The organism is Streptomyces sp. NPDC052687, assembly GCF_040678395.1.
Classification (GTDB): Bacteria; Actinomycetota; Actinomycetes; order Streptomycetales; family Streptomycetaceae; genus Streptomyces.
In genome coordinates this window covers 1-19918 of sequence record NZ_JBFATR010000017.1, presented here as the reverse complement: position 1 = coordinate 19918, position 19918 = coordinate 1, and the positions used below count along the sequence as shown (strand labels likewise).

At 72.0% G+C, this 19918-nt stretch carries 17 protein-coding genes; 6 read left to right on the top strand and 11 right to left on the bottom strand.

What is annotated here, in order from left to right; translation table 11 throughout:
• Nucleotides 1-270: 270 nt before the first annotated feature.
• From AB0K92_RS16615 to AB0K92_RS16605, 3 genes are all read left to right on the top strand, one after another.
• Nucleotides 271-1701 (top strand): endo-1,4-beta-xylanase, encoded by a 1431-nt coding sequence (locus AB0K92_RS16615; RefSeq protein WP_365923431.1) that lies wholly within the window; start codon nucleotides 271-273, stop codon nucleotides 1699-1701.
• Nucleotides 1702-1801: 100 nt separating this feature from the next.
• Complete coding sequence (locus AB0K92_RS16610; protein ID WP_365923587.1) at nucleotides 1802-3103, top strand: RICIN domain-containing protein; 1302 nt, start codon at nucleotides 1802-1804, stop codon at nucleotides 3101-3103.
• Between the two features lie 192 nt (nucleotides 3104-3295).
• Nucleotides 3296-3883, top strand: coding sequence for a GNAT family N-acetyltransferase (locus AB0K92_RS16605; RefSeq protein ID WP_365923429.1), 588 nt, complete (start codon nucleotides 3296-3298; stop codon nucleotides 3881-3883).
• 207 nt (nucleotides 3884-4090) lie between these two features.
• Here the strand turns inward: AB0K92_RS16605 and AB0K92_RS16600 are convergent, their stop codons facing one another.
• Both AB0K92_RS16600 and AB0K92_RS16595 read right to left on the bottom strand, forming a co-directional pair.
• Nucleotides 4091-5095, bottom strand: coding sequence for a ferric reductase-like transmembrane domain-containing protein (locus AB0K92_RS16600; RefSeq protein ID WP_365923427.1), 1005 nt, complete (start codon nucleotides 5093-5095; stop codon nucleotides 4091-4093).
• 188 nt (nucleotides 5096-5283) lie between these two features.
• Nucleotides 5284-5532, bottom strand: coding sequence for a DUF5133 domain-containing protein (locus tag AB0K92_RS16595; RefSeq protein ID WP_365923425.1), 249 nt, complete (start codon nucleotides 5530-5532; stop codon nucleotides 5284-5286).
• Nucleotides 5533-5717: 185 nt separating this feature from the next.
• Between AB0K92_RS16595 and AB0K92_RS16590 the strand changes: the two genes are divergently transcribed.
• A complete protein-coding gene (locus AB0K92_RS16590) occupies nucleotides 5718-6293 on the top strand; it encodes a DUF6328 family protein (RefSeq protein ID WP_365923423.1) in 576 nt (191 codons plus the stop codon).
• A gap of 165 nt (nucleotides 6294-6458) precedes the next feature.
• Here the strand turns inward: AB0K92_RS16590 and AB0K92_RS16585 are convergent, their stop codons facing one another.
• From AB0K92_RS16585 to AB0K92_RS16575, 3 genes are all read right to left on the bottom strand, one after another.
• A complete protein-coding gene (locus tag AB0K92_RS16585) occupies nucleotides 6459-7310 on the bottom strand; it encodes an RNA polymerase sigma factor SigF (protein WP_365923421.1) in 852 nt (283 codons plus the stop codon).
• A 115-nt stretch (nucleotides 7311-7425) separates the two neighbouring features.
• Nucleotides 7426-8382 carry a sensor histidine kinase gene (locus AB0K92_RS16580; protein WP_365923419.1) on the bottom strand — a complete coding sequence of 319 codons (957 nt, stop codon included), beginning with the start codon at nucleotides 8380-8382 and terminating at the stop codon, nucleotides 7426-7428.
• Nucleotides 8379-9197, bottom strand: coding sequence for an MEDS domain-containing protein (locus AB0K92_RS16575; protein WP_365923417.1), 819 nt, complete (start codon nucleotides 9195-9197; stop codon nucleotides 8379-8381). The genes AB0K92_RS16580 and AB0K92_RS16575 overlap by 4 nt, the downstream gene beginning before the upstream one ends.
• A 352-nt stretch (nucleotides 9198-9549) precedes the next feature.
• Here AB0K92_RS16575 and AB0K92_RS16570 point away from each other — a divergent pair, with 352 nt between their 5' ends.
• Entirely contained in the window at nucleotides 9550-10821 is a 1272-nt protein-coding gene (locus AB0K92_RS16570; protein ID WP_365923415.1) for a cation:proton antiporter, read from the top strand.
• A 93-nt stretch (nucleotides 10822-10914) separates the two neighbouring features.
• Here AB0K92_RS16570 and AB0K92_RS16565 read toward each other — a convergent pair whose 3' ends face one another.
• From AB0K92_RS16565 to AB0K92_RS16540, 6 genes are all read right to left on the bottom strand, one after another.
• Nucleotides 10915-12141, bottom strand: coding sequence for a PP2C family protein-serine/threonine phosphatase (locus AB0K92_RS16565; RefSeq protein ID WP_365923413.1), 1227 nt, complete (start codon nucleotides 12139-12141; stop codon nucleotides 10915-10917).
• A gap of 289 nt (nucleotides 12142-12430) precedes the next feature.
• Nucleotides 12431-13594 (bottom strand): PP2C family protein-serine/threonine phosphatase, encoded by a 1164-nt coding sequence (locus AB0K92_RS16560; protein ID WP_365923411.1) that lies wholly within the window; start codon nucleotides 13592-13594, stop codon nucleotides 12431-12433.
• Nucleotides 13595-13742: 148 nt separating this feature from the next.
• The gene (locus AB0K92_RS16555) at nucleotides 13743-13937 is read right to left on the bottom strand and encodes a DUF2795 domain-containing protein (RefSeq protein WP_166003892.1); all 195 of its coding nucleotides are present in this window, start codon (nucleotides 13935-13937) and stop codon (nucleotides 13743-13745) included.
• Nucleotides 13938-14165: 228 nt separating this feature from the next.
• A complete protein-coding gene (locus AB0K92_RS16550; protein ID WP_365923409.1) occupies nucleotides 14166-15950 on the bottom strand; it encodes an N-acetylglutaminylglutamine amidotransferase in 1785 nt (594 codons plus the stop codon).
• 266 nt (nucleotides 15951-16216) lie between these two features.
• Complete coding sequence (locus AB0K92_RS16545; protein WP_365923407.1) at nucleotides 16217-17413, bottom strand: glutamate--cysteine ligase; 1197 nt, start codon at nucleotides 17411-17413, stop codon at nucleotides 16217-16219.
• Nucleotides 17414-17612: 199 nt separating this feature from the next.
• Nucleotides 17613-18359: an SDR family oxidoreductase gene (locus tag AB0K92_RS16540; protein WP_365923402.1), complete on the bottom strand. Its 747-nt coding sequence runs from the start codon at nucleotides 18357-18359 to the stop codon at nucleotides 17613-17615.
• A gap of 453 nt (nucleotides 18360-18812) precedes the next feature.
• Between AB0K92_RS16540 and AB0K92_RS16535 the strand changes: the two genes are divergently transcribed.
• Nucleotides 18813-19790, top strand: coding sequence for an L-threonylcarbamoyladenylate synthase (locus AB0K92_RS16535; protein ID WP_365923400.1), 978 nt, complete (start codon nucleotides 18813-18815; stop codon nucleotides 19788-19790).
• Nucleotides 19791-19918: the final 128 nt, after the last annotated feature.

Genomic DNA, 19918 nt, shown 5'->3' with positions numbered 1-19918 from the left:
CAGCGTCGGTCGCCGACGGTCCCTAGCCGACGCGACCGGACTCCTCCGCGACCTTCGAAACATTCGGACGAGGAACTGAAACTTTTTCTGCGCGGAGTGTTGACGAGGCATCGTCAACACCTCAATCATCCCTGTCGGGCACCGACCACAGTTCGACATTTCGGACGCACGCGCACCACCCCGCACCATCCCGCTCCGAGCGGCTCCGAGCGGACGACTCACTCCCCTGCGTTTCAGTCCTTCCGTGATCTCTACCTTGGAGGCACAGCCATGGGCTCGTACGCCCTTCCCAGACCCGTTGTCCGCCGGAGGCTGCGCGGCCTTGTGCTGGCGCTGCTCGTCGGCGTCCTCGGAGTGGCCGCCGCACTGGTCGCGCCGGCGCCCGCACACTCCGCCGAGACCACGCTCGGCGCCGCCGCGGCGCAGAGCGGACGCTACTTCGGCACCGCCATCGCCTCGGGCAGGCTGGGCGACTCGGTGTACACGTCGATCGCGAACCGCGAGTTCAACTCCGTCACGGCGGAGAACGAGATGAAGATCGACGCCACCGAACCGCAGCGGGGCCAGTTCAACTTCACCGCCGCTGACCGCGTCTACAACTGGGCGGTGCAGAACGGCAAGCAGGTGCGCGGTCACACCCTGGCCTGGCACTCCCAGCAGCCCGCCTGGATGCAGAGCCTCAGCGGCAGCGCGCTGCGCCAGGCGATGATCGACCACATCAACGGCGTGATGGCCCACTACAAGGGCAAGATCGCCCAGTGGGACGTCGTGAACGAGGCCTTCGCCGACGGCAGTTCGGGCGCCCGGCGCGACTCCAACCTCCAGCGCACCGGCAACGACTGGATCGAGGTCGCCTTCCGCACCGCGCGCGCCGCGGACCCGGCCGCCAAGCTCTGCTACAACGACTACAACGTGGAGAACTGGACCTGGGCCAAGACCCAGGCCATGTACGCCATGGTCCGGGACTTCAAGCAGCGCGGTGTGCCGATCGACTGCGTCGGCTTCCAGGCGCACTTCAACAGCGGCAGCCCGTACAACAGCAACTTCCGCACCACGCTGCAGAACTTCGCCGCCCTCGGTGTCGACGTGGCCATCACCGAGCTCGACATCCAGGGCGCCCCGGCCTCGACCTACGCCGCCGTGACCAACGACTGCCTGGCCGTCGCGCGCTGCCTCGGCATCACCGTCTGGGGCGTGCGCGACACCGACTCCTGGCGAGCGAGCGACACGCCGCTGCTCTTCAACGGTGACGGCAGCAAGAAGCCCGCCTACACCGCCGTCCTCAACGCGCTCAACGGCGGCTCCACCACGCCCCCCACGGGCTCGGGACAGATCAAGGGCGTCGGTTCGGGCCGCTGCCTGGACGTGCCCAACGCCGGCACCACGGACGGCACCCAGCTCCAGCTGTGGGACTGCCACAGCGGCACCAACCAGCAGTGGACGTACACCGACGCCGGCGAACTGAGGGTCTACGGCAACAAGTGCCTGGACGCCGCCGGCACCGGCAACGGCTCCAAGGTCCAGATCTACAGCTGCTGGGGTGGCGACAACCAGAAATGGCGCCTCAACTCCGACGGAACCATCGTCGGCGTCCAGTCCGGCCTCTGCCTCGACGCCGTCGGGGGCGGCACCGCCAACGGCACCCTGATCCAGCTCTACTCCTGCTCGGGCGGCGGCAACCAGCGCTGGACCCGCACCTGACGGCACCCGCCGCAGACGAAAGGGCGAATCGATGACGGCCTACGGTGCGGCTTCCGCCGCCCCTCCAGGAAGGCATCGTTGGTGGTCGCGGCTCGCCGCCCTGGTGGCGGCGACCCTCGCGATCGGCATGCTCACCGCGGTCGATCCGGCGCCCGCCGAGGCGGCGACGGTGGACACCGATGCCTGGTACGTCCTGCTCAATCGCAACAGCGGCAAGGCGCTGGACGTCTCCGGCGCGTCCACCGCCGACGGCGCGCGGGTCAGCCAGTGGACACGCAACGACGGCGCCCACCAGCAGTGGCAGTTCGTGGACTCCGGCGACGGCTTCTACCGCCTCCGGGCCCGGCATTCGGGCAAGGTTCTCGACGTGGCCGGCGCCTCGGCCGCGGACGGCGCCGCGATCCAGCAGTGGGCCGACCACAACGGGGCCAACCAGCAGTTCCGCCTGGCCGACTCCGAGGCGGGTCACGTCCGGCTGATCAACCGCGCCAGCGGCAAGGCGGTGGAGGTGCAGGGCGCCTCCACCGCCGACGGCGGCACCGTCGTCCAGTACACCGACTGGGGCGGCGCCAGTCAGCAGTGGCAGCTCGTCAAGCTGTCGTCCGGTGGCGGCGGCGGATGCGGCAGCGCCCCGACTCTGACGAGCGGTACGCACACGATCCAGAGCGGCGGCAAGACCCGCAGCTTCATCCTCCGGGTCCCCGCCGGCTACGACAGCAACCACCGCTACCGGCTGATCTTCGCGTTCCACTGGCGGGGCGGAACCGCCGCCGATGTCGCCTCGGGCGGAACGAGCGGGAGCGCCTGGTCCTACTACGGCCAGCAGGAACAGTCGAACAACACGGCGATCCTCGTCGCTCCCCAGGGCCTCGGCAACGGCTGGGCCAATTCCGGTGGTGAGGACGTCACCTTCGTCGACGACATGATCCGGCGCATCGAAAGCGGCCTCTGTGTCGACCCGGCACAGCGTTTCGCCACGGGCTTCAGCTGGGGCGGCGGCATGAGCTACGCACTCGCGTGCAGCCGGGCCGACGTCTTCCGGGCCGTCGCGGTCATCTCCGGCGCCCAGATCAGCGGGTGCAGCGGCGGCAGCCGGCCCATCGCCTACTTCGGCATCCACGGCATCGGCGACAACGTCCTCGGCATCGCGCAAGGACGGTCCCTGCGCGACAAGTTCGTCGGCAACAACGGCTGCACTCCCCAGAACCCGCGCGAACCCGCGCCGGGCAGCCGAACGCACATCACCACCGCGTACTCGGGCTGCCGCGCCGGATACCCGGTCCAGTGGGCGGCGTTCGACGGAGGCCACATACCCGGCCCGGTCGACGGCTCCCCCGCCGAAAGCGGTGTGGCCACCTGGACCAAGGCAGAGATCTGGAGGTTCTTCGCACAGTTCCAGTGACACGTCCGCACCATGGAGTGGGGCCGGGACGACCTGGCTCCACTCCGCGGCGTCCCTGTCGATCGACGGCCTGACACCCGGCCCTGGCCGCCCTGGCCTGGCGCGGCACCGGCGCACCCCTTGCACCATCCCCGGGTTCTTATTGCACACTACTTGCAACAAGGAATCGGACGCAGGGAGGGGATGCCGCTCGTGACCGCTCCACCAGCCCCCACCGTGGTGCGCGTGCTGCGCGGCGAGGACGTCGTCCGTCACGCCGGCACGCTGCACTCGGTCTACGTCGACGCTTACTGCGCACCGCCCTGGAACGAGGACGAGGAGAAGGCCGCCGAGTTCGCCGCGCGCCTCCCCCGTGACGCGCGGCGCCCCGGTTTCACCGCCGCGCTGGCCGTCGCCGGCCGGGACGTGCTGGGTTTCGCCAGCGGGTGGACCACGCCTTCGCCCTTCCCCGCGGACCGCTGTTATCCGCAGGCCGCCGCGGGCCTCGGCGCCGGGCGGGCGGAGGACTGGCTGTGCGGCGCCTTCGAGGTGGACGAACTCGCCGTCCGGCCCGGCGCGCACGGCAGCGGACTCGCCGGAGAACTGCTGCGTGCGGTCACCGCGAGTGCCCCCGAGGGCCGCTCCTGGCTGCTCACCTCCGTTCAGGCGCCCCGGGCGATGGCCTTCTACCACCGCCAGGGCTGGGCCCAGGCCACCCACCCGTCCCCCGACGGCACGGGCATCGTCGTCTTCCTCGGCCCGCGCCACCCCGCCCGCGGACTCGCCCCGCTGCCGCTCTGAGCCGGGGCGGCCCGCGCCGCTGGGACGCCGTACGGCGGCCGGGTGGGCGTCCTCAGCGTCCTCCGTCGCGTGCGGGTCGTTCACCAGGCCGGGGTTGCGTCGAGGAGGCGACGACGTGAGTCTCCCGGCTCCCGGATCACCGTTCGCCCCGGCCTTCCCGCCCTCATCCCCACGACCGGCCCCCGCTCCCGGTTGCCCGGCCGTGCATCACCCGGGCTCGGGCGCATGCGGACTCGTCGCGGGTGGTTCGGCCGGGCGTTCCCGGCCACCGTCATGACCGGACGCCACCACGATGACGAGGCCCACTACGACCGCCCCGGCGGCCAACCGCCCGGCAGCCCGCATCAACCAGCCCGCCGTCGCCCGGCCCGGCAGCGAGGCGCCCTCGCGCCGCGTCGGTGCGCCCAGCCGCTCAGCCCGCCGGGCAGGCCGCAGCAGCCGGGCCAGCAGCAGTGCCGCGACCGGGAGTTGCAGCAGCCACAGGACGGTGCGCGGCCACTCGCCGTACCAGACGTTGGTGCCGTACAGCAGGGTGTGCCACACGCTCAGCACGTACACGACGATGACGAAGCGGTGCAGCCGGCGCCAGGTGTCGGCGCCGACGCGGTGGCGGACGTAGAACAACAAGCCCAGGGGGATGGCCAGATACAGAGCGCCCTGTCCCAGCGGAATGGCAATCCGGCCGGTGCCCGAGTCGTACCAGCCGGGCATGAACGTGTCGGCGAACCCCGCCCACAGCCGCGCGGCCCACGCCAGCTGTGCCTCGTAGCGCACGAGTTCCGCCGCGAACATCAGCGCGTGCGCGAACATCAGGGCCATCGTGGTCAGGCTCGTGGTGCGGTGCCAGCGTTCCAGCACCCGCCGGGACACCGGCAGCCGGGCGGGGCGCGGCCCCGACAGCAGCAGACCGAGCATGACCGTGCCCCAGGCCCACAGCAGGCCCGACCAGCCGAACGCCTGGCTGAGCAGATACATCCAGTACCTGCCGGCGTCGTCCATGAACGGCATGACGGCGACCGTCGCCGAGTCACCCGACTCCATGCGGGCGTACAGGAACGCGAAGACGGCCGCCGTGACCAGGACGGCGGCACTCGCGTCGGGGAGCGCGGCGCGAAGATCGGCCCGCAGGACGACGCGCTCGGGCGGACGCTGATCACGAGCGTGCGGCGGCTCCGTGGTGCCGTGGTCCTCCGGCGTCGACTCTGGCAGCATCCTCGGCCCTCCGGGCGCGGTCCTCCGAAGGGAGGTGCGGGTGACGTCGACGTACCAGTGTGAAGGGCGTGGCCGGGATTACGGAGGACACATCCCGGCCAGAGTCGTCGTCCGGGTCGGTCGCACCGCCTCAGGCCCCCGCGCCGCCCCCCGGCCGATGCGCCCCACCCGACCGGGCCGGTTCAGGCTCACGCGGCCAGCGTCGTCTCAGTCTCACCGCGGGCACTCACCCGACCCGCTCCGTACTGCTCGAGCAGTGCGTCCGCCGCCGCCAGAGCCTGCTCGGCGGTGCGGGCCCCGGTCATCACGCACAGGGTGTACGTGGCGTCTTCGAGAGCCCGGCTGGTACGACCGGTGGGACGCACGTCGTGCTCGATCCGCGCCTGGGCGAACCGGGCCAGTACAGCGCGCAGCTCCTTCTCCGCCGGAATGATCATGCTGATGCCTCTCCCCTCGAAACCCTGCCCGCCGGGCAACCTCCGGCAGACGTTCGCTTGCCCCGCGCCGAGAGGTCTATGCCTGCCTGCGGGCAGCGCCGTCGACGCGCATGCCACCGCGGTCGGGGCAGGGCATAGAAGCGTGCGAGCAGGGCAGACGGTCGGCCTGGAACAGGGAGGACACCATGACGACGACGGAGCAGTCGGCCAAGCCGGAGGGGAAGGACACCGCCTGCTGCGGGCACAGCCACGACCGATGCCGGCCATCCGGTGCCGAGGCATCGGAGGCGCCGGAGACGCCCCATGAGCGGGTCAACCGCCGCTGGAACGAGATCCTGCAGGAGACCAGGGTCACCCAGACAGGCGTGCAGATCCTCTTCGGGTTCCTGCTCAGCGTCTCCTTCACGCCCACGTTCCGGCAGTTGGAGACGCTGGACCGGGGCATCTACGTCGCGACCGTGGTGCTCGGCGCGGCGGCCACCGCATCACTCATAGCCCCCGTCTCCATCCACCGTTTGCTGTCCGGTCAGCGCATGAAGGACGAGGTGGTGGAGTCCGCCGGCCGTCTGATGATGTGCGGCATGGTGCTGCTCGCCCTGACCATCGGGTGCACGCTCCTGCTGATCCTGCGTTTCGTGCTCCCGGGCGTCCTCGCCGAAGTGCTCGTCGGCACGGTCATGCTGTGGTTCGGCCTGTGCTGGTACGTGCTTCCGCTGCGCCTGCGCCGCCGGGCCGCTCGGCGCTCCTCCCGTACCGGCTGACGGTCAGCGGTTCTCGCGACGGCCGGCGTCCTGACGTGTTCGGACCCGTTGCCGGGTGGTACGGACCCGGCAACGGGTCCGAACAGCACCCCGCAACGGGTCCGAGCAGCACCGGGCAACGGGTCCGGAAGGCTTACGGCCGGCCAGGTCCCGGCCGTCCGGCCGTCAGGTCGTGCTCAGCATGCCCTCGCGCAGGCGGGCCAGGAGGCGGCTGATCAGGCGGGAGACGTGCATCTGCGAGACGCCGAGGCGTTCGCCGATCTGTGCCTGGGTGAGCTCCTCGACGAAACGCCAGTGGATGATCTTCCGTTCGCGCTCGTCGAGTTCGGCGATCATCGGGGCCAGGGCGTGGAAGTCCTCGACCAGCTCGAGTGCGGCGTCCTCCGTGCCGATGAAGTCGGCGAGGGCCGCCTCGCCGTCCTCGCTGCCGTGGATGGCGGCGTCGAGGGAGGCGGAGTTGTAGCCGTTGGACGCCAGCCGGGCCTCGACGACCTCCTCCTCCGGCAGGCACATCAGCTCGGACAGCTCCTTGGTCGTGGGGTTGCGTCCCAGCCGGCTGCGCAGTTCCTCGGTGGCGCGGGCCAGCTGCACCCGGGCCTCCTGCAGGCGGCGCGGCACGTGGACCGCCCAGGAGGTGTCGCGGAAGAACCGCTTGATCTCGCCGACGATGTACGGCACCGCGAAGGAGGTGAACTCCACCTCGCGGGAGATCTCGAACCGGTCGATGGCCTTGATGAGGCCGATCATGCCGACCTGGACGATGTCCTCCATCTCCTCCGGTCCCCGGCTGCGGAACCGGCCGGCCGCGAAGCGGACCAGGGACATGTTCATCTCGATCAGCGTGTTGCGCGCGTACTGGTATTCGGGGGTCCCCTCCTCCAGCAGCGCCAGCTGTTCGAAGAACAGTCGCGACAGCTCCCGTGCGTCCTTGGGTGCCACCTTGGACGGGTCCGTCACCTCCGGAACGTCCACCGGAACGTCCACCGCCTGGTCAGTAGCCTGCACGGTCGTCGCCATCACGCGCCCCTTTCGCCGGTCGTTCGATTCGTACCCGCCGGAGCAATCGGCCGGCGAAGGCGCGCCTACCCCCGACTCGGCGCGTCATTCCTGGAACTTCGTCGTGCGAGACGGATCACTCCAGGGACATGTACAGGCGCACGATCAGTCCGGACGACGGTGTCCGGATCTCCACCAGGTCGCAGAGCTGGTGCATCATCCACACCCCTCGGCCGCCACCGGGGGACAGCGGATCGGGCCGGCGCCGGCCGATGAGCGGATCCGGGAACCGGCCGCGGTCCGCCACCTCGGCCACCACCGAGCCGGCCGTGTGCCACAGACGCAGGACGCCGTGCCCGCCACCGTGGCGTACCGAGTTGCCGGTGGCCTCATTGACGGCGAGCAGCCAGTCGGTACGGCGGTCCGGTGACAGGCCCGCCGACTCGGCCCACTTCCTGGTGGCGTCGCGTACGTCGGCGAGGAGCCACTCGTCGAAGGGCAGCACCTCCGGGTCCACCGGTTCGGGCAGGGGCGCGTCGCAGTCGCGGCAGACCGCGTGCGGGTCCGTGTAGTGCGGGCTGGGCCGGTACCCGGTCCGTTCGCCGATGACCGGATGCGTCCGGTGAGCCTGCTCCAGCACCCGTGCGGGCAGGGCTGTGTCGTACGGGCACAGGATGGTGGCGCGCCGGCCGGCGAAGGCCAGGTTGATGAGCGCCTCGTGACGGGTGGCCTCCCGTATCTCCGCGGGCGTGCGCCCCACCCAGATGGGCTCCCCCACGATGACCGGGTCCCGGTCCGCGTGCCGGTCGGCGAATTGCTGGAGCATCGAGAGAATGCGCCCCGGGTTGCGTCCGTCGCGCCGCATGTCGACCCAGGTGATGTCGCCGTGCCCGTCGCCGGCCAGGTCCCTCAGCTGGGACAGACGTACCCCGGGGACGGCCACCAGCACGGGTCGGGCGCGGGCCGCCGACCCGCGGACGAAGGCGCCGACGCCCTCGATGTAGTCGCTCTCGGTGCTGTAGAAGAGAGCGGGGTGGCGGAAGGGCACGTCTTCCCGAGCGGACACGGGGGTCAGCCCCGTACGAGCGGTCACTGTTCGGCCACCTCCAGGCCGGCGCCGAGTTCCGGGAAGAGCCGCAGCATGCGGTGCAGGGCCGGCGGAGCCCCGAGGACGCGCACGGGCGGGCCGGTGGGACGCCGGCGGGCCGCGTCGGCGATGCGGGCCAGGGCCGCGACGTCGAGGTGGTCGAGGCCCGAGAGGTCCAGAATGATCTCCTGTACGGGCGACGCGGCGAGCGCGGCCGCCGCCGAGTCGACGACGCGACGGCTCTCGTAACCGGCCGAACCGGCCCACCGGAATCCCGGCGGGCCCGTCAGCGGAGCCGCCGACAGCCCCCGACGCCCGTGCCCGGCCGACCCGGCGGCCGACCTCTTCAGGTGCGCGCCCACCAGGACGCTCAGGTCGTCGCGGGGCAGCAGGCGCCGGTCGTAGAAACACCACGCTCGCAGCGGCAACCGCTCGAAGACCTCGTGGTGGATGCGCAGCTCGTACTCCAGCAGGCGCCCGACGCCCGATATGTCCCGGCCGCCCCACGACATCTCACCGATCGCTCGCAGGCCCCGGAACCCTTGCGCGGCCGCGGCCGCCACGGCCTCGTGCCACAGCCCGACCATCATGTCGGGGTCGAACCGGCCGCCGGCCAGATACGTCTCGTCGGCGGTGGCCACCACGAGCTGTCCGCGCCGCACCGCGGCAGCGGCGTCCACGCCCCGGTCCATGAGCGTGCGGGTCACCCGGTCCGGTTCGGTGGCGTCCGAGAAGTACCGCATCTGCTCGCCCTGCTCCAGCCCGGCTCGGACGAAGGCCACGAGGTGGCCCGCCCACTCGTCGTCACTGGAGTACTCCACCGCCACATGGCGATCCCCCGCGGCTTCGCCGCTCCCGGACTGGCAGGACCCGTGCATCGGGACGCTCCTTCGTGCCGCTGAGGCGGGTGTGCGGCACCAGACTAGGCGCTGCGGGGGATGAACAAGGCCTGAGTGGCGGAACCCGGCATCCTGGGCACACCGCGCCGGGCCGCGGCACCCGTCCGCCCGCCCCCGCGGGACGCCCTTCTTCTCAGGTGCTGCCCGGTCTTGATCATGCCGTACGCCGACCTGGGTACGCGGACGGGGGCCGCCGGAGGTGACCAGCGGCGGTTTCCCGCAGTACGGGCCCAGGGGCCGCCTCTGCGGGCATGCGGAGAGGAGGGCCGGCGCAGTGACGATAGCCGACGCGGTGTTCGCGTTTCTGGGAGTGGGAGCGCTGCTCGCGGCGGTGCTGCCCCGGGTGGTGGCCGGACGGCCGCTGTCCATGCCGCTGGTGTTCCTGGCGGGCGGCATCGTCGTGTATCTGCTGCCCTTGCCGCTGCCCGCGATCGACCCGGTGGAGAACCGGTTGCTCGCCGAGCACATCACAGAGATCTGCGTGATCGTCGCGTTGATGGGTGCCGGGCTGGCGCTGAACCGGCCGGTCGGCCGGCGCCGGTGGGCGACGACCTGGCGGCTGCTGGGCGTGACGATGCCGCTGACCGTCGCCCTGACGGGGCTGGTGGCGTGGTGGCTGCTGGACTGGCCGCCGGCCGCGGCGCTGCTGCTGGCCGCCGTGCTGGCACCCACCGACCCGGTGCTCGCCTCCGAGGTGCGGGTCGGTGAGCCCACCGAGGACGAGCACGACGAGGACGAGGTGCGGTTCGCCCTGACCAGCGAGGCCGGACTGAACGACGGGCTGGCCTTCCCCCTGACGTATGCGGCGGTCGCGCTGGCCGCGGCGGCGGGCGGCGGCTGGTCGGGCGACTGGGTCGGCGCGTGGCTGGCACAGGACGTCGCGTTCAGGTGCGCGGTGGGGGTGCTGAGCGGGTGGCTGGTCGGACGCCTGCTGGGCTGGCTGTTCTTCCAGGCCCGCTCACCGGTGCTCAGGCTGTCCGAGCACCGGGAGGGCTTCGTCGCCCTGGGCGCCACGTTCCTGTCGTACGGGGTCACCGAGTTGCTGGGCGGCTACGGCTTCCTCGCCGTGTTCACCACCGCGTGCTCGATCCGGGCGGCCGAGCGCGCGCACGGCTTCCACAACGTCCTGCACGACTTCGTCGAGCAGATCGAACGCCTCTTCACCGCGGTGGTGCTGTTCCTGCTCGGCGCGTTCATCGCACTCGGCGGGCTCGCCGCGCTGACCTGGCAGGGGGCCGTCGCCGGGCTGGCCGTGCTGCTGGTGATCAGGCCGTTGTCCGGCTGGGCCGGGCTGCTCGGGACCGGCCTCGGCAACAAGGAGCGCTGGGTGATCGCGGGGTACGGCATCCGGGGTATCGGTTCGCTCTACTACCTCGCCTACGCCCTGGGTCAGCAGGGCTTCGCGGTGTCGCCACGGGAGGTGTGGGCGGTGGTGACGTTCACCGTGCTGGCCTCCGTCGTGCTGCACGGCGTCACGGCCGGCCCGGTCGTCACCCGCCTCGACCGCCTGCGCGGCACCGCACCCCCACCGGCCGGAGGTCAGTGACACACCGCGCTCGGCAGGGTGCGTCAGCGAGGCCGCTCACCGAAGGCTGCGCGAGGCGGGCACCGGTGTTCCCGTCCCCTGGACTCCGCTCGCTCATGGCGTCAGCTCGCTCTGGTGGCCGGCGCGCCATTCGGTGAGCAGGACGCTGGCGTCGTCGTCGAGTTTCCCGCCGTGATGAGCGATGACGGCCGCCATCAGCCGGCGCAGGGTCTCGTGCAGCGTGTGCCGGCCGGAGTGATGACGCCGGATGAAGTCGACGAAGCGGTCCCGTCCGAACTCCCTGCCCAGGGCGTCGCGGGCCTCGGTGACACCGTCGGTGTAGAGCAGTACCCGGTCCCCGGGTTCGAGCTGCTCGATGCACTCGGTCACCGGCAGGCCCAGGCCGGTGCCCATGGGTCCGGCCGGCGGGCAGGCCAGCTCGGTCGTCCAGCGGTTGCCGCGGATCAGGATGGGCAGGTGATGGCCGCGGTTGATCCAGGTCAGCCGCCCGGTGCTCACGTCGAGGTCGGCCAGGATGCCGGTGACGTAACCACGGGCACCGAACTGCTCGAGCAGCGCCTGCTCGACGAACTCACTGGTCTCGGCCAGTGAGGCGCCGTGGCGGCGGGCGTTGCGGCAGGCGGAGACGGCGACGCTGGCGGTGATCCCGGCGGTGGTGTCGTGCCCCATGGCGTCGAAGATCCCCAGGTGCAGCGTGCTGCCGGCCACGGCGTAGTCGAAGGCGTCCCCGCCGACCTGGTAGGCGGGTTCCATGACCGCGCCCACGGTGACGTCCTGGCCCGCGTACGCGGGGGGCGGGGTGAGGTTCCACTGCATCTCCGCGGCCACGTTCATCGGCTCGGTGCGGACCCGACGGGCGTAGGAGTCGCTGAAGGAGCGCTTGCTGAGCACGAGCAGGGCCGTCATCGATGCCAGGGCGCGCAGCACCTGGCGGGTCGGTTCGTCGTCGGCTGAGATGTCGGTGTCGGCCCGCAGCACGCCCACGCGTTCCACGCCGTCGGTCACGGGCACCCACCATCGCCGCCGCGGCGACGCACCAACCGTCGCCGGCTCGGCGAGCACGTCCACACGCTGGAAGGCATGGCCGGGCACGCTGCCCTCAACGGTGAACTCCTCACCGCCGTCACCGGCGTCCGGCCCCACCCCGGTCAGCTGGCGCAGCACCGTCTCACGGATGTCGACGAGGAAGACGGCCGTGTCGTGGATGCCGACCTCGGCGGCGTGCCCGGCGATCAGCTCGGGCAACTGCTCCAGCGTGACGGTATGGCTCGCCTCCATCAGCCTGACGAGCATGAGCGGTGCCGCACGAGCGTCAACCATGGCGGACATCACCGGGGCCCGTGCGCTCGCCCGGACACCGACGACGCCTCGTACGGCCGGCATGGCCCTGAAGAGACGGCGGCCAGGACGTGGATCATCGGCATGACGCCTCCATGACGCTCCCCCTCATCCGGCGGCGCAGAGGTCCGCCTGCAGAGGATCTGCCATGGGCCGTGTACCCGCCGGCGTGGGCCCCACGCGCCCACCGGTGTGCGGCCGGGTCGACGCACAGCAGCGGGGGCGGGGCGCCGACGTACCCCACGCCGGGTGAGCGGCTTCGCGCGCACCCCTATGCGGGGCCGTGCCAGTCCAGGCACAGGACGGTGGCGTCATCCCTCACCTGGCCTTTGCACGCTTCGGTGACCGCGGTGACCATGGCACGCACCACCTCGCGGGGGTGTTCGGCAGCGGTGTCACGGATGAGAGCGGCCAGGTCGACGGTCGCCGCCTGGCGTTCTTGCATGCCGTCGGTGTGCAGCACGAGGCGGTCGCCGGGGCGCAGGTCGAGGTCCTGCACCCGGTACGCGCCTTGTACGCGTACGCCGAAGGGGAGGTCGACGCGCAGCCCGACTTCCTCGACGGCGCCGTCACGCAGCCGTAGGGGCCATGGATGTCCGGCGTTGACGAGCTGGGCGCCGGTGCCGTCCAGGGCGATGCGCAGGAGCTGGCCGGTGGCGAAGGTGCGGCGGCCGTGGTCGAGGAGCGCCTGGTGTGCCTGCCGGGCCTGCTCGGCGAGGTCGGCGCCGGCACGGCGGGCCCCGCGCGAGGCGTTGACCACGAGGGTGGCCATGAGGGAGGCGTCGACGTCGTGGCCCATGGCGTCGGTGATCGACAGGTGCAGGGTTCGCTCGTCGAGGCTGTAGTCGTAGGTGTCGCCGGCGATGTCGGAGGCCGGGACCAGTGCGCCGGCCAGGGCGAACTCGGTGGATTCGCAGGAGGGAGCCGAGGGCAGGAGCTGGCGTTGGATCTCCGCCGCGAGACTCACGGTCACGGTGCGGTTGCCCCAGTGGTAGAGGTCGGTGAAGCGGCGGTCGGTGACGATGATGTACGCCAGCGCGTGCGCCGCCTCTTCGACCTGCTCCAGCATGTCCTGCGTGACGTCGGTCAGGAGCAGCTCCAGGACTCCTATGGCGTCGCCGCGGTTGGTGACCGGGGCGAGCACCCGACGCCCCTGTGCGCCGTCCGGTACCTGCACCAGCTGCTGGCTGCGCAGGACCCGGTCGTAGACGCTCCCGGCCAAGCGCACCTGGTCAGGACCGTGCTCCTGTGGGGTGGCCTTCTCCTCGTGGACCCGCAGCAGGCGTCGGCCCACGATGTCCACGAACAGGAACGAGACGTACCGGGCTCCGAACCGCTCGCGCAGATGGTGCGCCACGACGTCGAGGGAACGCACCGGCGCGGCTTCCTCCGCTGCCGCCAGTAGCTCCGCCAGTCCGATCCGGTCACGCCCCATGTCCGCCTCCCTCAGTCCGTGACCCTCCTGCCCCGCCGGCGTCCGGTCATCACAGCCGCCACAGGGGTCCGCCGCCGTTCGGTTCCAGGCGGCGGCGCCGGCCCCGTTCCTTCTCGGAGGGGCCGGCGCCGGTCCCGCGGCGTAGGGGTTACTCCTTGTCGAACACGACCTTCTGGACGTCGTCAGGGCCGTCGAACTGTTCCGTCGGAGCGTTGGCGAGCTTCTCGACCAGGGTGTCGTCCGCGCCGTTGTCCCTCGCGAGCGTGACCAGGTCATCGCGGCTGGAGGGGTATTCGGCGCCCTTCAGGGCCTTCTGCAGGTCGATCGGGTTGATGCTTGCCATGGCGGTCTCCTTGCTGTCTGACTGCCCCGGCCATCGAATCGATCGGCGGGGCGAACCGGCATGGACATCCTGTTCACAGGGGATCAGGTGACGCACGTCGGCCCGTCCGCTCGGAGCACGCATGCCGCCCTGCGGCCCGCGGACGAGCGCGAGCCGCGTCGGTGCCCTGCCGCCTGAGCACGTGTGGGACATCGCTCGGGTGCCGCCTGCCCTGCCGGGCGGCTGATGTCAGCTGACTCCGTGCGTCTGGAGCCACATCTCCAGCAGTGCCACCTGCCACAGCGTGTTCGCCCCTCGCCTGGTGCGATGGGCGTCAGGCGCGGCGAGGAGGTCGGCGACGTAGTCCTGGCGGAACACGCCACGGGCCTTCGCCTCGGGCGCGGTGAGGGCGTCACGGACGCGCTCCAGGACGGGACCCGCCATGTGCTTGATGGCGGGGACGGGGAAGTAGCCCTTGGGCCGGTCCACGACCTCGCGCGGCAGCACCTTGCGGCCGGCCGCCTTGAGTACGCCCTTGCCGCCGTCCGCGAGCTTGAGTTCGGGTGGGCAGGCGGCCGCGAGCTCGACCAGTTCGTGGTCGAGGAAGGGCACGCGGGCCTCCAGGCCCCAGTCCATGGTCATGTTGTCGACCCGCTTGACCGGGTCGTCGACCATCATCACGTGCGTGTCCAGCCGGAGGTCGGCGTCCAGCGCCGTCTCGGCGCCCTCGGCCGCCATGTGCGCGCGCACGAAGTCGCCCGAGACGTCGTGGGCGGGAAGCAGCGCGGGTTCGAGGATGCGGGCGAGGTCGGCGTGGGTCCGGTCGAAGTACGTGTCGATGTACGCGTCGGCGGCCCGCTGCCGGGGCACTCCCGCCATGCCGGGGTACCAGTGGTAGCCCGCGAAGACCTCGTCGGCGCCCTGGCCGCTCTGGACGACCTTGACCTCCTTGGCGACCTGCTCGGACAGCAGGTGGAAGGCGACCACGTCGTGGCTCATCATGGGCTCGCTCATGGCGGCCACCGCCCCGTCCAGGGCGCCGGAGAGCCGGTCCGAGGGGACCATGAGCTGGTGGTGCCGGGTGTCGAAGTGGCGCGCGACCAGGTCGGAGTAGTGGAACTCGTCGCCCTCCTCACCGCCCTCGGACTCGAAGCCGACGCTGAAGGTCGCCAGGTCGCGCTGCCCCTGCTCGGCCAGCAGCGCCACGATGAGACTGGAGTCCAGGCCGCCGGACAGGAGCACACCCACCGGCACGTCGGCGACCATCCGGCGGCGGACGGCGGCACGCAGCGCGTCCAGGACCGCGTCCGTCCAGTCGTCGGCGGTCAGTCCGGCGTACTCGGGACGGCGGGTGTAGCCGGGCTGCCAGTAGCGGTGGTCCCGGCAGGTGCCGTCCCGCTCGATCACGCGCACGGTGGCGGGCGGCAGCTTGCGGACTCCGTTGAGGACCGTGTGCGGAGCCGCGACGGTCGCGTGCCAGCTGAAGTACTGGTGCAGTGCCACCGGGTCGAGCGAGGTGTCGACCCCGCCGGCGGCCAGCAGGGCCGGCAGCGAGGAGGCGAACCGCAGCCGGTCCGGCGTTTCGGCCAGGTACAGCGGCTTGATCCCGAGCCGGTCACGGGCCAGTACGACCCGGCCGGTGTCCTGCTCGACGATCACGAAGGCGAACATGCCGTGGAAGCGTTCGACACAGGCGGTCCCCCACTGCTCGTACGCCTTCAGCACCACCTCGGTGTCCGAGTCCGAGAAGAAGCCGTGGCCGAGGGCGCGCAGCTCGTCGCGCAGCTCCCGGAAGTTGTAGACGCACCCGTTGAAGACGCCCGCCACGCGGCCGTGGGGGTCGGTCATGGGCTGGGCGCCGCTGTCCGACAGGTCGATGATCTTGAGTCTGCGGTGCCCCAGCGCGACCGGCCCCTGGCACCACAGACCACGGCCGTCGGGCCCGCGGGGGGCGAGCCGGTCGGTCATGCGCTCGACCGCCGCCATGTCCGGTCGCCCGCCGTCGAAACGGATCTCGCCACTCAGACCGCACATCAGACGGACCCCCTTCCGGTGGCGTCCTCAGATGGGCCGGATCGCGACACGACGATGACCGCGCGCGAGCCGGAGGGTGACGGGAACGACGACTGCATAACGGTGGATGTCCTCCTCGGTCGGAACGCTGGTGCCGGCCGGTCCCGGCCGGCACCGCGGTCGCCCGGCGGTGTGCCGCCGACGCGACCAGGAAAGTGGGGGAAAGTCGGGGTGGGGGAAGTGCGGGTGGAGGAAGTGCGGGTGGGGCGAGGGCGGAATCGATTCCGCTATCGGCCGACCGCGCCCCCGGCCGCCGTCCTGCGGCGGTACGGGCGGGCATCGCCGGTGCGCACCGGGCTGTCCGGCAGGCGGGTGGCCGGGGCGACGCGCCGTCCCGCTCGCCCACCGCGGGTCTCGTCGACCATCAGGTCGACGCCGGCGAGCAGGTCCTCGGCAGCGGCCGCGCTCCGCATCCGGTGGGCGGCGCTCCCCTCCGCGAGGGCTTCCTCCAGCAGAGTGTGCACGGTGTCCCAGTCACCGGACGCCTCCAGCGCCGGACGCAGGCGGTCCCGCATGCGGCGCAGCACCTCGGGGGCGGGCCCGGCCCGCCGGGTCGCGGGGTCCACGAGGTCCCCCTCCAGGCCGGAGCGGGCCGCGCGCCAGGTGGCGCCGCGCAGCCACTCGTGCCGGCCGTCACAGAGCGGCCCGTCGGTGCGCGCCAGCCGTTCGCACGCGTCGTGCACCAGTGCCCGGAAGAGACCGGCGACCAGCACCACCGTCTCCGCCCGCGGGCAGGCGTCGCAGATACGCAGCTCCAGGGTGCCCTGGTGGGCGGAGGGCCGTACGTCGTGGTAGATCATCCCGGCGTCGCTGATCACCCCGGAGGTGATCAGCTCCTCCATGGCGGCGTCGTAGTCCTGCGCGTTCGCATGGCAGCCGGCGGGCCCGGCGGTGGGCCAGCGCTGCCACAGCATGGTGCGCCAGCTGGCGTAACCGGTGTCCGCACCGAGCCAGAACGGCGAGCTCGCGGACAGGGCCAGCAGGGGTGCGAGCCACGGGGACACCAGGCACATGGCGCGTACGGCGGTGTCCCGGTCGGGCACGTCGACGTGCACCTGGGCGCTGCAGATGAGCTGCTCGTCGGCGACCTTGCGGTACTCGTCGGCCATGTGCCGGTAACGGTCGTTCTCGGTGACGTCCCGCGGACTGAGCCGGGCCAGCGGCACGGTGCCGGCCGCCACCACGGCCAGCCCCAGCGAGGACGCCGCCGCGTCGAGCCGGCGTCTGGCCCCGGCCAGGTCCGCGTACAGGTCGCCGAGTGTGTGATGCACCTGGCTGTTGCTCTCCAGCGCGGACTGCTGGAGCTCCGTCGTGAAGCCGGGTCTGTCCAGGCGGTCCAGAACGGCGCGGCCCCGTGGCACCAGCTGCCCGCTCTCGACGTCCACCACGTGGAACTCTTCCTCTGCACCGATGCGCAACGTCACGCCTGTTCCCCTTGCCCGAGTCAGCCGGTAGCCGGTCGACCGCCGCAGCGTGCAGCCTTGTCGCTGCCGCGCGGGTCGATCCGGCGTTCCGGGTTCCCCGGCTCGCGCCGCACAAGCATACGAACGCCACCCGAGCCCCAGGGGCCTCAGATGAGCGGGTCAGGAAGGTGAGTCGGAACGCGCGCCGAGCGGTGCCGCTTCACGGCCAGGACGGTTCGCTGCGGGGAACGACGACCACTTCCGGCATGACACTGGTCGGGGGTACGGACAAGGCGCACAGCACCGCGTCGGCGACGACGTCCGGGTGTTGCAGCTTGGACGTGTCGGTGTCCGGGAAGCGCTCCAGGATGAACGGTGTTTCCATGCCGCCGGCGATGACGCCGGTGACGCCGACGCCGAGGCAGTCGCGCTGGGCTTCCTTGAACAGGGTGTGGGTGAAGGCGCGCAGGCCGGTCTTGCTGGCCGAGTAGGGGCCGGCTTCGGTCCAGGTCCGGTTGGACGCGGTGGAGAGGATGTTGACGATGTGGCCGTTCCCTCTGCTCACCATGCGCCTGTAGAGGGCCAGGCACAGGTACATCGGGCCCAGGAGGTTGGTGGTGACCACGCGGGTGACTTCCTCGGCGGTCAGGTGCTCGATCGGCTTGCTGACGTCGACGGCGGCATTGTTGACCAGGATGTCCACCGGCCATCCGTCCTGCTCCAGGTCCCGGATCACCGCGGCGACGGCATCGGCGTCGCGGACGTCCAGCTCCACGAACCGTGCGTCGTGGCCCTCCACGGCCAAACTGGCGCACATCTTCTCGCCGTCTTCACGGCGCACGTCGGCGAGGCACACGCTCGCTCCCGCCGCGGCCAGGCGGCGGGCGATGGACGCCCCCAGGCCGCGCGCCGCGCCGGTGACCAGTGCTCGTCTGCCGGACAGGTCTGGGTGAGTGCTCGATGCCAAGGTCGTGCCTTCCGATGGTGCTGACGGGGGGGTGTCACACCCGACGGCCGATCGGCCGTCGGCTCTTCTTCCCTCCCCCGAGGGGCGGCACGTCGGACGGTGCCGGACACGGACAGCACCCACTTGGCGCAGCCGCTGCGGCTGCGGCTGCGGCTGCGGCTGCGGCTGCGGCTGCGGCTGCGGCTGCGGCGGTACGGAGACCACGGTGGCCGCCGTGACGGTGGGGCGGTGCGGCGGTGGACACCGCTCGCCGCGGACACACGCCGGCCGGCCCCCGCGGCCGGTCGCGGTCACGGTCAGGGCCGCGGCGGTCGATACGCCGGGCCTTCGGTCCCCCACCGCGTGTCGGGTGGCAGGCGGGATTCGGCATCATGAGAACCGCAAGGGCGTACATGCGTCGTCGCGCACCGATGAGATCTCGGGCGTGGCGGCGGAACGGAAAGGATCACGAGGGTGGCGGCAACGACCAGCGACATCGAGAAGGCAGCTGGTGTGCTGCGCGCGGGAGGCCTGGTGGCCCTGCCGACCGAGACCGTCTACGGGCTGGGCGCCGACGCCGAGGACCCCAGGGCCGTCTCGCGGATCTTCCAGGTCAAGGGGCGGCCGCCGTCCCACCCGCTCATCGTCCACATCGCCGCCGCGGACCAGCTGGACGACTGGGTCGAGGGCGTGCCCGCGACGGCGCGCCTGCTGGCCGAACGGTTCTGGCCCGGGCCGCTGACCCTGGTGCTGCGGCGCGGTCGGCGGGTGCCGTTGGAGGCGACGGGTGGCCTGGAGACGGTGGCCGTGCGGGTGCCCGATCACCCTGCCGCGCTGGCGCTGCTGTCGGCCTTCGGCGGCGGTGTCACGGCCCCGTCCGCCAACCGCTTCGGCTCGGTCAGCCCCACCACCGCGGAACACGTCCGGGCGGAGCTGGGTGACGCCGTCGACTTCGTGCTGGACGGTGGCCCCTGTCAGGTCGGTGTCGAGTCGACGATCGTCGACGTCACGGGCGAGGTCCCGAGCATCCTGCGGCCCGGCGGGGTGACGCGCGAGGACCTCGAAGCGGTGCTGGGGCACCCGGTCGCCGTCCCGTCCACGAGCGCCGTCCGGGTGCCGGGCCAGCACCCGTCGCACTACGCCCCGCGGGCACGGGTCGTCCTCGTCGAGCCGGAGAAGGTCGTCGCCGAAGCCGAGCTCGCGCAGGAGCTGGGCCACCGGGTCGGCGTCTTCCTTCCCCCTTCCCACGCGGACGCCCCGGTGAAGGCGCACGCCGTGGTCCCCCTCCCCCGCGCGATGGACGCCTACGCGCACGGGCTGTACGGGTTCCTGCGCGACCTCGACCAGCGGGGATGCGATCTCATCGTCGCGTCGCTGCCGGTGGAGGAGGGGCTGGGCCTCGCGGTCGCCAACCGGCTTCGCCGGGCGGCCGGGCCTCGGCCCTCCGCGTGAGAGGTCACGGCTCGGACGGTCTCGATGCGGTGGGGGCCCCCCCGTCGAGACCGCGGGGGGGGGCCGGACGGGGGGGGGGCGGGGGGGCCGGGGGCGGGCGCGCGCCCCCACCCGAACCGCCCCCCCGC

What these genes read in the sequence shown, in the direction of transcription:
- AB0K92_RS16600 (WP_365923427.1), bottom strand. Translation starts at nt 5,095, where the DNA reads ATGCTGCCAGAGTCGACGCCGGAGGACCACGGCACCACGGAGCCGCCG.
- AB0K92_RS16560 (WP_365923411.1), bottom strand. Translation starts at nt 13,594, where the DNA reads ATGGGGCGTGACCGGATCGGACTGGCGGAGCTACTGGCGGCAGCGGAG.
- AB0K92_RS16565 (WP_365923413.1), bottom strand. Translation starts at nt 12,141, where the DNA reads ATGGTTGACGCTCGTGCGGCACCGCTCATGCTCGTCAGGCTGATGGAG.
- AB0K92_RS16555 (WP_166003892.1), bottom strand. Translation starts at nt 13,937, where the DNA reads ATGGCAAGCATCAACCCGATCGACCTGCAGAAGGCCCTGAAGGGCGCC.
- AB0K92_RS16590 (WP_365923423.1), top strand. Translation starts at nt 5,718, where the DNA reads ATGACGACGACGGAGCAGTCGGCCAAGCCGGAGGGGAAGGACACCGCC.
- AB0K92_RS16595 (WP_365923425.1), bottom strand. Translation starts at nt 5,532, where the DNA reads ATGATCATTCCGGCGGAGAAGGAGCTGCGCGCTGTACTGGCCCGGTTC.
- AB0K92_RS16550 (WP_365923409.1), bottom strand. Translation starts at nt 15,950, where the DNA reads ATGTGCGGTCTGAGTGGCGAGATCCGTTTCGACGGCGGGCGACCGGAC.
- AB0K92_RS16615 (WP_365923431.1), top strand. Translation starts at nt 271, where the DNA reads ATGGGCTCGTACGCCCTTCCCAGACCCGTTGTCCGCCGGAGGCTGCGC.
- AB0K92_RS16585 (WP_365923421.1), bottom strand. Translation starts at nt 7,310, where the DNA reads ATGGCGACGACCGTGCAGGCTACTGACCAGGCGGTGGACGTTCCGGTG.